Consider the following 16162-nt stretch of genomic DNA (forward strand, 5'->3'; position numbering starts at 1 on the left):
GGCGACAACATTAAGATGGTTGTCACCCTGATCCACCCGATCGCCATGGACGAAGGTCTGCGCTTCGCTATTCGCGAAGGCGGCCGTACCGTCGGCGCCGGCGTGGTGGCCAAGGTCATCAAGTAAGCTGTACACTGGGAAGTCGCCCGCACTGCGGGCTGCGAGAATCCCGCGCCGGGTGATCTAGGTCGCCCGGTGCGTGGGGTCGGAGTCGAAAGGCTCCATCTTGCAGCGGCATGGCGAGCGACTTCACACATTTTTTGAATACGCCAGTAGCTCAATTGGCAGAGCAGCGGTCTCCAAAACCGCAGGTTGGGGGTTCGAGTCCCTCCTGGCGTGCCATCTTCCCGAGGATCCACGACGGATGGTGGATGGCATACAGGCCGTAACACGGTCGATGCCTCTCTCATCCGATCACGTCGCATGAATACGAAGGCAGAACAGACCAAGGGCGCCAGCGGCGCCGATATCGCCAAGCTGGTGCTGGCCGTGCTGGTGCTGGCTGCCGGCGTTTTTGCGTATTCGTGGTTCGGTGGCGACAGCTCCGTGCCGCAATCGGTACGCTTGCTGGGTGTGCTGGTCGCGCTGGTCGCGTCACTGGCCATTGGCGCCTTTACGGGCCCCGGTCGCCGCGTTCGCGGCTTCCTTGGTGAGTCGCAGTTTGAACTGCGCAAGGTGGTCTGGCCCACTCGTGACGAAACGCTGAAGACTACCGGCATTATTATGGCCGTGGTGGTTGTGCTCTCGTTGCTGTTGGGCTTGATCGATCTGATCCTGAAGTCGGTCGTGCTCGACTGGCTGCTCAAGCTAGGTAGATGAGGTGAGGGCATGAGCAAGCGTTGGTATGTGGTGCACGCCTATTCGGGCTTCGAGAATCAGGTGAAGCGCTCGCTGGACGAGCGGATTCGCCGCGCCGAAATGGAAGAAAAGTTCGGCGAAGTGCTGGTGCCGACCGAAGAGGTCATCGAGATGCGCAGCGGCCAAAAGCGCCGCAGCGAGCGCAAGTTCTTCCCGGGTTACGTTCTCGTGCAGATTGAGACGGATACCGAGGGTAAGGCGCCGCGCATCGATGACGAGTGCTGGCATCTGGTGAAGGAAACCCCCAAGGTCATGGGTTTCATCGGCGGCACGGCTGATCGTCCCTTGCCGATTCGTGACTCCGAGGCGGATGCCATCCTGAGTCGCGTGCGCGAAGGTGTCGAGAAGCCCAAGCCCAAGGTGTTGTTCGAGCCGGGCGAGATGGTCCGCGTGACGGACGGCCCGTTCAACGACTTCAATGGTGTGGTCGAGGAAGTCAACTACGAGAAGAGCCGCCTGCGCGTAGCGGTGCTCATTTTCGGTCGCTCGACCCCGGTCGAGCTCGAGTTCGGTCAGGTCGAGAAGGCCTGATCGGCAGCCCCGGCATGGGGCTTGCTTAAAACTTGATCAGTCTCTAAACTACGCGGTTCACGCCGGGGTCTTTTAGCCCGGCGTGCCCGTGTTTCTGGGGTCCGCGGGATGGCGGGCCTTCCTCCCTCAGGGACGACAGCACTGCGAGGAGCCGCAAGGCGCTAATACTCGCGAGGAAAATGCAATGGCAAAGAAAGTAACTGGCTATATCAAGCTGCAGGTCAAGGCCGGTCAGGCCAACCCGTCGCCGCCGGTGGGTCCCGCTCTCGGTCAGCGCGGCCTGAACATCATGGAATTCTGCAAGGCGTTCAATGCCGCCACGCAGAAGATGGAGCCGGGTCTGCCGATTCCGGTCATCATCACGGCCTATTCCGACCGTAGCTTCACCTTCATCACCAAGACCCCTCCGGCCACCGTGCTGATCAAGAAGGTCACGGGCGTTGCCAAGGGTTCGTCCAAGCCGAATACCGATAAGGTCGGCAAGATCACCCGCAAGCAGCTGGAAGACGTTGCAAAGCAGAAGGAGCCGGATCTCACGGCTGCTGATCTTGACGCCGCGGTGCGCACCATTGCTGGTAGCGCGCGCAGCATGGGCCTTGTGGTGGAGGGTTAAGACATGGCAAAGCTCACGAAGCGTTTGAAGGCGGCTCAGGCCGCAGTGCAGCCGGGCAAGCTCTATGGCCTGGAAGAAGCCCTGAACATCGTCAAGAACAACGCCAAGGCGAAGTTCGCTGAGTCCGTGGACGTCGCCGTCCGCCTCGGTATCGACGCCAAGAAGTCCGACCAGGGCGTGCGTGGTTCGTCGCTGCTGCCGCATGGCACCGGCAAGACCGTCAAGGTCGCCGTGTTCGTGCCGGCCGGTGAAAAGGCCGAGGCCGCCAAGGCTGCCGGCGCCGATGCCGTCGGTATGGATGACCTGGCCGAGCGCATGCAGGCTGGCGATCTCGACTTCGGTCGCGTGATTGCTACGCCGGACGCGATGCGCGTGGTCGGTAAGCTGGGTCAGTTGCTGGGTCCCCGCGGTCTGATGCCGAACCCGAAGGACGGCTCGGTTACCGCCGACGTCGCTACCGCCGTGAAGAATGCCAAGGCGGGCCAGGTGAAGTTCCGCAACGACAAGGCGGGCATCATCCACGCCACCATCGGTAAGGCGAGCTTTGACGCCGCTCAGCTGGCTGACAACCTGAATGCGCTGGTCAACGACCTGCTGAAGGCCAAGCCGGCCACGGCCAAGGGTCAGTACCTGCAGAAGATCGCACTGTCCTCGACCATGGGCGTGGGCGTGCCGGTCGATGCATCGACCCTGTCGGTGTCGACCAAGTAAGAGTTGAAGTCCTGCATCGGCGTTTGCCGATGCAGGCACGTTTTTGAAGGTAGCCCCGGCCTTGTGCCGAGGCCGCCGTCAAAGACCGCAGGCGCGATCAGCGCGCGATGACGACGAGCAGGGAGCTCGTGTTGGCAGGGAACCGCCGTCGTCGCAAGCGGGTTCGCTTAATCGGATTCCTTGGCGAATCTGGCCTGCGCAGATGGTGCAGCCCCTTCTGGAATCGTTTTTTTCTGGAAAGGCCACCACCCGGGATCCCCGCGGATCCCCGACGTCACGGATGGCGTCGCTCAGGACCGCAAGCGGCAGGAGTCGCGAGCGGATTTCAAAGTGGAGGAGTGATATGGCTCTGAATCTCTCTCAGAAGCAAGAAGTAGTCGCCGAACTGGCAGAAGTTGCCTCGAAGGCTCACTCCTTGGTCGCTGTCGAGTACGCGGGCACCACGGTCGAACAAATGACCGCGATGCGCAAGAAGGCCCGTGAGACCGGCGTGTTCCTGAAAGTTGTCAAGAACACGCTGGCTTCGCGCGCCGTCGGTGGTACCGAGTTCGAGGTCGTCAAGGACGCCCTGACCGGTCCGCTGCTGTACGCGTTCTCGATGGAGGAGCCCGGCGCCGCCGGTCGCCTGATCAAGGAATTCGCCAAGGGCAACGACAAGCTGAAGGCCAAGGTCGTCTCCGTGGAAGGCAAGCTGCTGCCGGCTGCCCACGTGGATGTGCTGGCCTCGCTGCCGACCCGCGAAGAAGCGCTGGCCATGCTGGCCCGCGTGCTCGCCGAGCCCGCTGCCATGTTTGCCCGCGCCGTCAAGGCCGTGGCCGACAAGCAGGGTGGTGGCGAAGTCGCCGCGGAAGCCACGGCTGAAGCCTAAGTTCGACGCTTATCTAAATCGAATCAATTTCCAGAGGTAAATCAAAATGTCCCTGACCAACGAACAGATCGTTGAAGCCGTTGCCGCCAAGTCGCTGATGGAAGTGATGGAGCTGGTGAAGGCCATCGAAGAGAAGTTTGGCGTGTCCGCCGCCGCCCCGGTGATGATGGCTGCTGGCCCGGCCGCTGCTGGCCCGGCTGCTGAAGCGCAGACCGAGTTCGACGTCATCCTGAAGAGCGCCGGCGAGAAGAAGGTCGACGTGATCAAGGCTGTGCGCGCGATCACGGGCCTGGGCCTGAAGGAAGCCAAGGACCTCACCGAGGCCGGTGGCGTCGTGAAGGAGCAGGCTTCGAAGGAAGACGCCGAGAAGTTCAAGAAGGAACTCGAGGCTGCCGGCGCCACGGTCGAACTGAAGTAATCGGCGCTCTTGCGCGCCGTCAGTTTGATCTAGCGTCAAGCCGAGCCTGGGGGCGTAAGCCCCCGGGCTTTGCCTGTTGCAAAGGCCCACCTCGAGCGATGTGGGTTGTAACCAGCAGGCGTCATTTTGGGTTCGTGTTTTACGCGTTGGAAAGACAGCAATGAAAGGCCAGCAGAGTATCGCCGACCTTTGATTCATGCCTTTTTGACGCATCGACGGGCAGGGCAGCACAACCTGTTCGTTGACGGCAGACACAGCTTTCACAATTCAGCCGGTGTGTGCACCACCGGCGTCACTGCGAACCGAGGCGGTACCCACCATGACCTACTCGTTTACCGAGAAGAAGCGCATCCGCAAGGATTTCGGCAAGCGTCCACCCGTATTGGGCGTGCCGAACCTGCTGACCATCCAGACCGATTCCTATCGCGAGTTCCTGCAGGAGCATGTCTCCTCCAAGGCGCGCGACGACAAGGGTCTCCACGCCGCGCTGAAGTCGGTGTTCCCGATTGTCAGCTACTCCGGCAATGCCGCGCTTGAGTATGTCGACTATCGCCTGGGCGAGCCGGCGTTCGACGAACGTGAATGCCGCAACCGCGGCATGACCTTTGGCGCGCCCCTGCGCGTGACCGTGCGTCTGGTCATTTATGACAAGGACAGCCCGGCGTCCAAGAAGGCCGTGAAGTATGTGAAGGAGCAGGAAGTCTACATGGGCGAAATTCCGCTCATGACCGACACCGGCACCTTCATCATCAACGGTACCGAGCGCGTCATCGTCTCCCAGCTTCACCGCTCGCCGGGCGTGTTCTTCGATCACGACCGCGGCAAGACCCATAGCTCGGGCAAGCTGCTGTTCTCGGCTCGCGTGATTCCTTACCGCGGTTCCTGGCTGGACTTCGAGTTCGACCCGAAGGATGCGCTGTTTACCCGTATCGACCGTCGCCGCAAGCTCCCGGTGACCGTGCTGCTGCGTGCGCTCGGCTACACCAACGAAGAAATGCTGGGCATCTTCTTCGAACACAACGTGTTCCATCTGGGCAAGAAGGGCGGTACCACGCTGGAGCTCGTCGCCGAGCGTCTGCGCGGCGAAACGCTGACCTTCGACCTGACCGTGGGCGACAAGGTGCTGGTGGAAGCCGGCAAGCGCATCACTGCGCGTCACGTGCGTCAGCTGGCCGCTGAAAATATCACCGCGCTGGAAGTGCCGGACGATTACCCGGTCGGCCGTATCCTGGCCACCGACATCGTCGATCCCAAGACCGGCGAGTTGCTCGCGCAGGCCAATGACGAGATCTCGGGCGATCAGCTGGAGAACTTCCGCAAGGCCGGTATCGAGATCGTCCCGACTCTGTACGTGAACGACCTGGATCGCGGTGCGTACATCTCGCACACCCTGCGTATCGACAACACCAAGACGCCGCTCGAGGCGCTGGTGGAAATCTATCGCATGATGCGTCCGGGCGAGCCGCCGACCAAGGACGCCGCGCAGAACCTGTTCTACAACCTGTTCTTCACCTTTGACCGCTACGACCTGTCGGCCGTGGGTCGCATGAAGTTCAATCGTCGCGTGGGCCGTCAGGAGATCGTCGGTCCGGGCGTGCTGTACGACAAGCGCTACTTCGCCGACCGAAAGGAAGAAGAGGCACAGTCGCTGGTGGCCCAGTTGGGTGACCAGTCGGACATCCTCGACGTGCTCAAGGTGCTCATCGACATCAAGAACGGTCACGGCACCGTCGACGATATCGATCACCTGGGCAATCGTCGCGTGCGCTCGGTTGGTGAAATGGCCGAGAACACCTTCCGCATCGGCCTCGTGCGCGTCGAGCGTGCTGTGCGCGAGCGCCTGTCGTTGGCCGAGTCCGAAGGGCTGACCCCGCAGGAACTGATCAACGCCAAGCCGGTTGCGGCAGCAGTGAAGGAGTTCTTCGGCTCCTCGCAGCTCAGCCAGTTCATGGACCAGAACAATCCGCTGTCCGAAGTGACGCATAAGCGTCGCGTTTCGGCACTTGGCCCGGGTGGTCTGACCCGTGAGCGCGCAGGCTTCGAAGTGCGCGACGTGCATCCGACCCATTACGGCCGCGTCTGCACCATTGAAACGCCGGAAGGCCCGAACATCGGCCTGATCAACTCGCTCGCCGTGTACGCACGCACCAACCAGTATGGCTTCCTCGAGACGCCGTACCGCAAGGTCGTGGGCGGCAAGGTCACCGACCAGGTGGATTACCTGTCGGCGATCGAAGAAGGCGATCACGTCATTGCGCAGGCGAACTCGCCGTTGCAGGACGGTGCCTTCGTCGAGGACTTCGTGTCCTGCCGTTTCCGTGGCGAATCGGAACTGCGTCCGGCAGCCGAAGTGGACTACATGGACGTCTCGCCCATGCAGACCGTGTCGGTGGCAGCCGCGCTGGTGCCGTTCCTGGAGCACGATGACGCAAACCGCGCACTGATGGGCGCGAACATGCAGCGCCAGGCCGTGCCGACCCTGCGTTCGCAGACCCCGCTGGTGGGTACCGGTATCGAGCGTGCCGTGGCGCGTGACTCGGGCGTCATCGTCACCGCCAAGCGCGGCGGCGTGATCGACCAGGTCGACGCGGGCCGTATCGTGGTGCGCGTGACCGAAGAAGAGGTCGGTGACAATGATGCCGGCGTCGATATCTACACGCTGACCAAGTACACCCGCTCCAACCAGAACACCAACCTCAATCAGCGTCCGCTGGTGAACGTGGGTGACGTGGTGGCCAAGGGCGACACGCTGGCCGACGGTTCGTCGACCGACCTGGGCGAGCTCGCGCTCGGCCAGAACATGCTGATCGCCTTCATGCCGTGGAACGGCTACAACTTCGAAGACTCGATTCTGCTTTCCGAGCGCGTCGTGCAGGAAGACCGCTACACCTCGATCCATATCGAGGAGCTGTCGTGCATCGCGCGTGACACCAAGCTGGGCGCCGAGGAAATCACCGCCGACATCCCGAACGTGGGTGAGCAGGCGCTGGCCCGTCTCGACGAATCCGGCATCGTGTACATCGGCGCCGAGGTCAAGGCGGGTGACATTCTGGTAGGCAAGGTCACGCCGAAGGGCGAGAGCCAGCTGACGCCGGAAGAGAAGCTGCTGCGCGCGATCTTCGGTGAAAAGGCGTCCGACGTGAAGGACAGCTCGCTGCGCGTGCCGCCGGGTATGGACGGCACCGTCATCGACGTGCAGGTCTTTACCCGCGACGGTATCGAGAAGGACAAGCGCGCGCGTCAGATCGAGGAAATGGAAGTCAAGCGTATCCGCAAGGACTTCGACGACCAGTTCCGTATCCTGGAAGGCGCGATCTACAACCGTATGCGCAGCCAGCTGGTCGGCAAGACCGCGATGAGCGGCCCGGGCGGCTTGAAGCGCGGCGTCGAAATCACGGACGCTTACCTGGACGGCCTGAAGAAGGACGACTGGTTCAAGATCAACGTCAAGGAAGAGGACGTCACCGAGTTCCTCGAGCGCGCCGCTGAGCAGATCAAGCGTCACCGCGAAGAGTTCGACAAGCGCTTCAAGGAAAAGCAGGGCAAGATCACCCAGGGTGACGATCTGGCACCGGGCGTGCTGAAGATGGTCAAGGTGTTCCTGGCCGTGAAGCGCCGCATCCAGCCGGGCGACAAGATGGCCGGTCGCCACGGTAACAAGGGTGTGGTGTCGAACGTGGTGCCGGTGGAGGACATGCCGTTCTCCGCTGACGGTACCTCGGTGGACATCGTGCTCAACCCGCTGGGCGTGCCTTCGCGTATGAACATCGGTCAGATTCTGGAAGTCCACTTGGGCTGGGCCGCCAAGGGCCTGGGCAAGAAGATCCAGAAGATGATGGAGGCGCAGGCCAAGGTGGTGCAGATCCGCGAGTTCCTCGACCAGATCTACAACCATCACGTCGCCGGTGCCGTGCAGCATGTTGACCTGAAGTCGCTCACCGACGAGGAAATCCTGGCCCTGGCCAAGAACCTCCAGGCGGGCGTGCCGATGGCGACCCCGGTGTTCGACGGTGCGGAGGAAACCGAGATCAAGGCAATGCTCAAGCTTGCCGATCTGCCGGAGTCGGGTCAGACCACGCTGTTCGATGGCCGTACCGGCGAGGCGTTCGATCGCCCGGTCACCGTGGGCTACATGCACTACCTGAAGCTGAACCACTTGGTCGACGACAAGATGCACGCGCGTTCGACCGGTCCGTACTCGCTCGTCACGCAGCAGCCGCTGGGTGGTAAGGCGCAGTTCGGTGGCCAGCGCTTCGGTGAAATGGAAGTCTGGGCGCTGGAAGCCTACGGCGCGGCCTACACCCTGCAGGAAATGCTGACGGTGAAGTCCGATGACGTGCAGGGCCGCAACCAGATGTACAAGAACATTGTCGACGGCAACCACGAGATGGCGGCGGGCATGCCGGAATCCTTCAACGTGTTGGTGAAGGAAATCCGCTCGCTCGGTATCGATATCGATCTGGAAGAAGTGAAGTAATCGGCGAAAGGGCAGGGAATACGGCTTAGGTCATCGCACCTCGATCGTCATTCCCTGCTCATCCATTCGCGATTCTCCATTCCCTATTCCCGATCTTCGGAGACATCCATGAAAGACTTGCTCAATCTATTCAACCAGCAGCGCACCGCGCCTGACTTCGATGCGATCAAGATCGCTCTGGCTTCGCCGGAGCTGATCCGCTCGTGGTCGTACGGCGAAGTGAAGAAGCCGGAGACGATCAACTACCGCACCTTCAAGCCTGAGCGTGACGGCCTGTTCTGCGCCGCCATCTTTGGACCGGTGAAGGATTACGAGTGCCTGTGCGGCAAGTACAAGCGCATGAAGCACCGCGGTGTGGTGTGCGAAAAGTGCGGCACGGAAGTGACGCTGGCCAAGGTGCGCCGTGAGCGCATGGGCCACATCGAGCTGGCCTCGCCGACCGCCCATATCTGGTTCCTCAAGTCGCTGCCTTCGCGCATCGGCCTGATGCTGGATATGACGCTGCGTGACATCGAGCGCATCCTGTACTTCGAAGCCTTCGTGGTGATCGATCCGGGTTTGACCGCGCTCGAGCGCGGCCAGCTGCTCAGCGAAGACCAGTACCTGGAGGCCGTGGAAGAGCACGGTGACGAGTTTGACGCCCGCATGGGCGCCGAGGCCGTCTACGAGCTGCTCAAGTCCCTGGATCTCCCGGGCGAAGTCGTGCGCCTGAAGGAAGAAATCGGCTCCACCAACTCCGAGACCAAGCTCAAGCGCCTCACCAAGCGCGTGAAGCTGATCGAGGCGTTCCTGGAGTCGGGCAACCGTCCGGAGTGGATGGTGCTGACCGTGCTGCCGGTGCTGCCGCCGGACCTTCGCCCGCTGGTGCCGTTGGACGGTGGCCGCTTCGCCACCTCCGACCTGAATGACCTGTACCGTCGCGTCATCAACCGCAACAACCGCCTGCGTCGCCTGCTCGAACTCAATGCGCCCGATATCATCGTGCGCAACGAAAAGCGCATGCTGCAGGAATCGGTCGATGCGCTGCTCGACAACGGCCGCCGCGGTCGTGCCATCACCGGCACGAACAAGCGTGCGCTGAAGTCGCTGGCCGACATGATCAAGGGTAAGCAGGGTCGCTTCCGCCAGAACCTGCTCGGCAAGCGCGTGGACTACTCCGGTCGTTCGGTGATCGTGGTGGGTCCGACCCTGCGTCTGCACCAGTGCGGTCTGCCCAAGAAGATGGCGCTGGAGCTGTTCAAGCCCTTCATCTTCGCCAAGCTGCAGGCTCGCGGCGAAGCCACCACCATCAAGGCCGCCAAGAAGCTCGTCGAGCGCGAAGAAGGCCAGGTGTGGGACATCCTCGAAGAGGTGATCCGCGAGCATCCCGTGATGCTCAACCGCGCACCGACCCTGCATCGTCTGGGCATCCAGGCGTTCGAACCGAAGCTGATCGAAGGCAAGGCCATCCAGCTGCACCCGCTCGTTTGTACGGCGTTCAACGCCGACTTCGACGGTGACCAGATGGCTGTGCACGTGCCGCTGTCGATCGAGGCGCAGCTCGAAGCGCGCGCCCTGATGATGGCGACCAACAACATCCTGTCGCCCGCCAACGGCGAGCCGATCATCGTGCCGACCCAGGACGTGGTGCTGGGCCTGTACTACATGACCCGCGAGCTGGTGAATGCGAAGGGCAATGGCATGGTGTTCTCGGGCATCGGCGAAGTTCGCCGCGCCTACGACAACCGTGCGGTGCAACTGCATGCCAAGGTCAAGGTCCGCATCAAGCAGGTCGTGATCGACGATCAGGGCAACCGTACCGAGCAGACCCAGCTGGTGGATACCACCGTGGGTCGTGCGCTGCTGCTCGAAATCATGCCGGAAGGCCTGCCGTTCTCGCTGGCCAACACCGAGCTGACCAAGAAGAACATCTCCCGCCTGATCAACCAGTGCTATCGCCGCCTGGGTCTGAAGGACACGGTGATCTTCGGCGACCAGCTGATGTACACCGGTTTCCGCTTCGCCACCCGCGCGGGTATTTCGATCGGCATCGATGACATGATCATCCCGGACGAGAAGAAGGCGATTCTGGAAGAGGCCGAGAAGGAAGTGGTCGAGATCCAGGAGCAGTACCAGTCGGGTCTCGTCACCGCCGGTGAGCGCTACAACAAGGTCGTCGACATCTGGTCGCGTACCAACGAACTGGTCGCCAAGGCGATGATCGACGGTATCGGTACCGAAAAGGTGGCCGATGCCGAGGGCAAGACGGTCAACCAGAAGTCCATGAACTCGCTGTACATCATGGCCGACTCGGGCGCTCGTGGTTCGGTGGCTCAGATTCGTCAGTTGGCCGGTATGCGCGGCCTGATGGCGCGTCCGGACGGCTCCATCATCGAGACGCCCATTAAGGCGAACTTCCGTGAAGGCCTGAACGTTCTGCAGTACTTCAACTCCACCCACGGTGCCCGTAAGGGTCTGGCGGATACGGCGCTGAAGACCGCGAACTCGGGTTACCTGACCCGTCGTCTCGTGGACGTGGCGCAGGACGTGGTGATCACCTCGAGCGACTGCGGCACGGACGACGGTGTGACCATGCAGCCGATCGTCGAAGGCGGCGATGTGGTCGAGCCCTTGCGCGATCGCGTGCTCGGCCGCGTGGCGCTGGAAGACGTCTACGCTCCGGGCGATGACGATGAGCCGATCGTCACCAAGGACACCCTGCTGGACGAAGCCATTGTCGAGAAGCTCGACAAGGCCGGCGTGCAGACGGTGAAGGTACGCTCGCCCATCACCTGTGCCGCCGATCATGGTGTGTGCGCACTGTGCTACGGCCGCGACCTGGCGCGTGGTCACCTGGTGAACATGGGTGAAGCCGTGGGCGTGGTGGCTGCGCAGTCGATTGGTGAGCCGGGTACCCAGCTGACCATGCGTACGTTCCACATTGGTGGTGCGGCATCGCGAGCCGCGGCTGTCGATAACGTCACGGTGAAGACCACCGGTACGCTGAAGTTCAACAACCTCAAGACCGTGCAGCACGCCCAGGGTCACCTGGTGGCCGTGTCGCGTTCGGGCGAAGTGAGCGTCATCGACGCCAATGGCCGCGAGCGTGAGCGCTACAAGGTGCCGTACGGCGCGACCATCGCGGTCAAGGATGGCGATTCGGTCAAGGCCGGTCAGGCCGTGGCCAACTGGGATCCGCATACCCACCCGATCGTGTCGGAAGTGGCCGGTACCGTGCGCTTCATCGACTTCATCGATGGCGTTACCGTGCAGAGCCAGACCGACGAACTGACGGGCCTGGAGTCGGCCGTGGTCACCGATCCGAAGCGCCGTGGTACGGCCGCCAAGGATCTGCGCCCGATCGTGCGCCTGGAAGATGCCAAGGGTCGTGAGCTCAAGCTGCCGGGCACGGATGTGCCGGCGCAGTACATGCTGCCGGCCGGCGCCATCGTCTCCATCCAGAACGGTGTGGCCGTGGGTGTGGGTGACGTGGTTGCTCGTATCCCGCAGGAAACCTCCAAGACCCGCGACATCACGGGTGGTCTGCCGCGCGTGGCCGACTTGTTCGAAGCGCGTAAGCCGAAGGAGCCGGCGATCCTCGCCGAGCGTTCGGGCGTGATCAGCTTCGGCAAGGACACCAAGGGCAAGCAGCGTCTGATCATCAAGGATGCAGACGGCAACGAGCACGAAGAGCTGATTCCCAAGTGGCGTCAGGTCATCGTGTTCGAAGGCGAGCACGTGGAGAAGGGCGAAACCATCGTGGACGGCGAGCCCAGCCCGCACGACATCCTGCGCCTGCTGGGTGTCGAGCCGCTGGCGGCCTACCTGGTCAAGGAAATCCAGGACGTCTATCGCCTGCAGGGCGTGAAGATCAACGATAAGCACATCGAAGCGATCATTCGCCAGATGCTGCGCAAGGTTGAGATCACCGAGCCGGGCGATAGCCACTATCTGCGTGGTGAGCAGGTCGAGCGCGTCCGCATCAACGGCGAGAACGACCGCGCCTCTGCCCGTGGCGAGCGCCCGGCGGACTACCAGTCGGTGTTGTTGGGTATCACCAAGGCCTCGCTGGCGACGGAATCCTTCATCTCGGCGGCATCCTTCCAGGAAACCACCCGAGTTCTGACGGAAGCTGCGGTCCGCGGCACGCGCGACACCTTGCGTGGCCTGAAGGAAAATGTTATTGTCGGCCGTCTCATTCCGGCAGGTACGGGTCTGGCGTATCACGCATCGCGTCATCGCCAGGGCGGTCTTACCGCCTCGGAGCTTGAAACCCTCTCCGGCTCCGCTTCGTCGGCTTCCTTTGCGGAAGCAACCACCGGTAGCGACATTGGTGTGGAGTAAGCCCCTCACGGGTTCTACTCGCTGACATACGAAATGAGGCGCAAGGATTGCGCCTCGTGTTCGGGCCATGGACGGCAGGGCGTCAGCTTGTCTGTGACAGGCTGCCCATGTTAAATTCCCGCTTCTTGGCAGACCGAGCCGGTTCGGTCTGCCTTTATGTTTCTCAGGAACAGCTTCAATGACGACAGTCAACCAGTTGGTTCGCAAATCCCGTAGCCCGAAGTCCTACAAGAGTGCTTCGCCGGCTTTGCAGAACAGCCCGCAGCGTCGCGGCGTGTGCACGCGCGTCTACACGACCACCCCGAAGAAGCCGAACTCGGCTCTCCGTAAGGTCGCCAAGGTGCGCTTGACGAACGGCTACGAAGTGATCAGCTACATCGGTGGCGAAGGTCACAACCTCCAGGAGCACTCGGTGGTGCTGATCCGCGGCGGTCGCGTCAAGGATCTGCCGGGTGTGCGTTACCACACCGTGCGCGGCAGTCTCGACTGCGCCGGCGTCACCAAGCGCCGTCAGTCGCGCTCCAAGTACGGCGCCAAGCGCCCGAAGTCCTGATCTTTAGGAATTAACTATGTCGCGTAAAGGTTCACATCCCGCCCGTCTGATCCTGCCGGATCCCAAGCACGGCAGCCAGCTGATCGCTCGCTTCATCAACATGGTGATGAAGAGCGGCAAGAAGTCGGTCGCAGAAAGCATCGTCTATGGCGCTCTGGCCCATCTGGGTGAGAAGAACGCCGAGCCGGTTCAGCTCGTCGAGAAGGCCCTGAACAATATCGCTCCGGCGGTTGAGGTGAAGTCCCGTCGTGTTGGCGGCGCCACCTACCAGGTGCCGGTCGAAGTTCGTCCGGGTCGTCGTATGGCGCTTGCCATGCGCTGGGCCATCGATTCCGCCCGTAAGCGCGGCGAGACCTCGATGCCGCGCAAGCTGGCCGCCGAGCTGCTCGAAGCTTCGGAAAACCGTGGTGGCGCGATCAAGAAGCGCGAAGAAACCCACCGCATGGCGGAGGCCAACAAGGCCTTCTCGCATTACCGCTGGTAAGCAGTACAGCTAGAACTTTCAGAGGTTAAGACCGTGGCACGCACCACTCCTATCGAGCGCTACCGCAACTTCGGCATCATGGCTCACATCGATGCCGGCAAGACCACCACCACGGAGCGCATTCTGTTCTACACCGGCGTCAGTCATAAGATTGGCGAGGTGCATGACGGTGCGGCAACGATGGACTGGATGGAACAGGAGCAGGAGCGCGGCATCACCATTACGTCGGCGGCAACGACGGCGTTTTGGAAGGGCATGGACCGGTCCCTGCCTGAGCATCGCTTCAACATCATTGACACCCCAGGCCACGTGGACTTCACCATTGAGGTGGAGCGTTCTCTGCGCGTGCTTGACGGCGCAGTGTTCGTGCTTTGCGCCGTGGGTGGTGTGCAGCCGCAGTCTGAAACCGTCTGGCGTCAGGCCAACAAGTACAAGGTGCCGCGCCTTGCGTTCGTCAACAAGATGGACCGCACTGGCGCGAACTTCTACAAGGTCGTCGACCAGCTGAAGGCTCGCCTGGGTGCAAACCCGGTCCCGATGCAGGTGCCGATCGGCGCCGAAGACGGCTTCGAGGGCGTGGTCGACCTGCTCAAGATGAAGTCCATCATCTGGGACATGGAGTCCCAGGGCATGAAGTTCGAGTACCAGGACATCCCGGCGCACCTGAAGGAAAAGGCTGTCGAAGCTCGCTCCTACATGGTCGAGTCGGCTGCCGAGGCCACCGAAGAGCTGATGAACAAGTACCTGGAAGAGGGTGACCTCTCCGAGGACGAGATCATCGGCGGCCTGCGCTCGCGCACGCTGTCCAGCGAGATCATTCCGGTGTTCTGCGGTACGGCGTTCAAGAACAAGGGCGTGCAGGCCATGCTCGACGCAGTAGTGCAGCTGCTGCCGTCGCCTGCCGATCGTCCGCCGGTCCAGGGCGTGGACGAGGACGAGAAGGAAGCCTCTCGCAAGGCTGACGACGCGGCCCCGTTCTCGGCGCTGGCGTTCAAGATCATGACCGATCCGTTTGTGGGTTCGCTCACGTTCTTCCGCGTCTACTCGGGCACGCTCAATGCGGGCGACCAGGTGTACAACCCGGTCAAGTCCAAGAAGGAGCGCATCGGCCGTATCCTGCAGATGCACGCGAACGAGCGTCAGGAGCTGAAGGAAGTCCGCGCTGGCGATATCGCCGCAGCGGTCGGCCTGAAGGACGTGACGACCGGTGACACGCTGTGCGCACAGGATCACATCATCACCCTGGAGCGCATGACGTTCCCGGAGCCGGTGATCTCGATGGCGGTGGAGCCGAAGACCAAGTCGGACCAGGAAAAGATGGGTATCGCCCTTGGCCGTCTGGCCGCGGAAGATCCGTCGTTCCGTGTTCGTACGGACGAAGAGTCGGGCCAGACGATCATCTCGGGCATGGGCGAGCTTCACCTGGACATCCTGGTGGACCGCATGAAGCGCGAGTTCAATGTCGAGGCGAACGTGGGCAAGCCGCAGGTGGCTTACCGCGAGACGATTCGCGCCTCGGACGTGAAGTCGGACTACAAGCACGCCAAGCAGTCGGGTGGTAAGGGTCAGTACGGTCACGTCGTGATCGAGTTGTCCCCGATGACCGAAGAAGAGCGCAAGAGCCCTGACGTCAAGAACGATTTTCTGTTCATCAATGACATCACGGGCGGCGTGATTCCGAAGGAATTCATCCCGTCCGTTGAAAAGGGCCTGCGCGAAACCATCACCAGCGGTCCGCTGGCTGGCTTCCCGGTCGTCAACGTCAAGGTGAAGCTGGTCTTCGGTTCGTACCATGACGTTGACTCGTCCGAAATGGCGTTCAAGCTCGCCGCATCGATGGCGTTCAAGCAGGGCTTTGCAAAGGCTTCGCCGGTCCTGCTCGAACCGATCATGAAGGTCGAGGTGGTGACGCCGGAAGATTACGTCGGTGACGTCATGGGCGATCTGAGCCGTCGTCGCGGCCTGCTTCAGGGCCAGGACGACACGCCGTCGGGCAAGACCATCAATGCGATGGTTCCGCTGGGCGAGATGTTCGGTTATGCAACGACCATTCGTTCGCTGACCCAGGGTCGCGCCACCTTCACGATGGAATTCGACCATTACGCTGAAGCGCCGAACAACATCGCTGAGCAGGTCATGAAGAAGGCCTGATAAGGCCTGCTTCCTCCAACATACCGTTCTTTTTTAGAGGTTTTAGTCATGGCAAAGGGTAAATTCGAACGCACCAAGCCGCACGTCAACGTCGGCACGATTGGTCACGTGGACCACGGCAAGACGACGCTGACGGCTGCGCTGACCAAGGTGGGCGCAGAGCGCTTCGGTGGCG

General features: G+C 61.9%; 12 protein-coding genes, 1 tRNA gene and 1 pseudogene. All 14 read left to right on the plus strand.

Annotated elements, in window-relative coordinates; genetic code table 11:
* Window positions 1–126 (plus strand): annotated as a pseudogene (gene tuf / locus JHD67_RS18745) (elongation factor Tu); the annotation flags it as partial.
* A gap of 140 nt (window positions 127–266) precedes the next feature.
* A tRNA-Trp gene (locus JHD67_RS18750) sits at window positions 267–342 on the plus strand.
* A gap of 81 nt (window positions 343–423) precedes the next feature.
* Window positions 424–819 carry a preprotein translocase subunit SecE gene (gene secE, locus JHD67_RS18755; RefSeq protein WP_199083726.1) on the plus strand — a complete coding sequence of 132 codons (396 nt, stop codon included), beginning with the start codon at window positions 424–426 and terminating at the stop codon, window positions 817–819.
* Between the two features lie 9 nt (window positions 820–828).
* Window positions 829–1389, plus strand: a complete 561-nt coding sequence (gene nusG, locus JHD67_RS18760) for a transcription termination/antitermination protein NusG (protein ID WP_109126905.1) — start codon at window positions 829–831, stop codon at window positions 1387–1389.
* A 184-nt stretch (window positions 1390–1573) separates the two neighbouring features.
* Window positions 1574–2002 (plus strand): 50S ribosomal protein L11, encoded by a 429-nt coding sequence (rplK, locus tag JHD67_RS18765; RefSeq protein WP_038620472.1) that lies wholly within the window; start codon window positions 1574–1576, stop codon window positions 2000–2002.
* 3 nt (window positions 2003–2005) lie between these two features.
* A complete protein-coding gene (rplA, locus tag JHD67_RS18770; protein ID WP_199100716.1) occupies window positions 2006–2713 on the plus strand; it encodes a 50S ribosomal protein L1 in 708 nt (235 codons plus the stop codon).
* Between the two features lie 343 nt (window positions 2714–3056).
* Window positions 3057–3581, plus strand: coding sequence for a 50S ribosomal protein L10 (gene rplJ, locus JHD67_RS18775; protein WP_199100717.1), 525 nt, complete (start codon window positions 3057–3059; stop codon window positions 3579–3581).
* A 46-nt stretch (window positions 3582–3627) separates the two neighbouring features.
* Window positions 3628–3999, plus strand: coding sequence for a 50S ribosomal protein L7/L12 (rplL, locus tag JHD67_RS18780; RefSeq protein WP_199100718.1), 372 nt, complete (start codon window positions 3628–3630; stop codon window positions 3997–3999).
* A 319-nt stretch (window positions 4000–4318) separates the two neighbouring features.
* Window positions 4319–8476, plus strand: coding sequence for a DNA-directed RNA polymerase subunit beta (rpoB, locus tag JHD67_RS18785; protein WP_199100719.1), 4158 nt, complete (start codon window positions 4319–4321; stop codon window positions 8474–8476).
* Between the two features lie 108 nt (window positions 8477–8584).
* On the plus strand, window positions 8585–12799 hold the full coding sequence (gene rpoC / locus JHD67_RS18790) for a DNA-directed RNA polymerase subunit beta' (RefSeq protein WP_199100720.1): 4215 nt from the start codon (window positions 8585–8587) through the stop codon (window positions 12797–12799).
* A gap of 178 nt (window positions 12800–12977) precedes the next feature.
* Window positions 12978–13352: a 30S ribosomal protein S12 gene (gene rpsL, locus JHD67_RS18795; protein WP_199100721.1), complete on the plus strand. Its 375-nt coding sequence runs from the start codon at window positions 12978–12980 to the stop codon at window positions 13350–13352.
* A gap of 16 nt (window positions 13353–13368) precedes the next feature.
* The gene (rpsG, locus tag JHD67_RS18800; protein ID WP_102305037.1) at window positions 13369–13836 is read left to right on the plus strand and encodes a 30S ribosomal protein S7; all 468 of its coding nucleotides are present in this window, start codon (window positions 13369–13371) and stop codon (window positions 13834–13836) included.
* Between the two features lie 33 nt (window positions 13837–13869).
* Entirely contained in the window at window positions 13870–15987 is a 2118-nt protein-coding gene (gene fusA / locus JHD67_RS18805; RefSeq protein WP_199100722.1) for an elongation factor G, read from the plus strand.
* A gap of 48 nt (window positions 15988–16035) precedes the next feature.
* On the plus strand, window positions 16036–16162 hold a 127-nt coding region (locus JHD67_RS18810; protein ID WP_229730253.1), incomplete at its 3' end, for a GTP-binding protein.

Origin of the sequence: Dyella sp. ASV21, assembly GCF_016428975.1 — a bacterium.
Lineage (GTDB): Bacteria > Pseudomonadota > Gammaproteobacteria > Xanthomonadales > Rhodanobacteraceae > Dyella.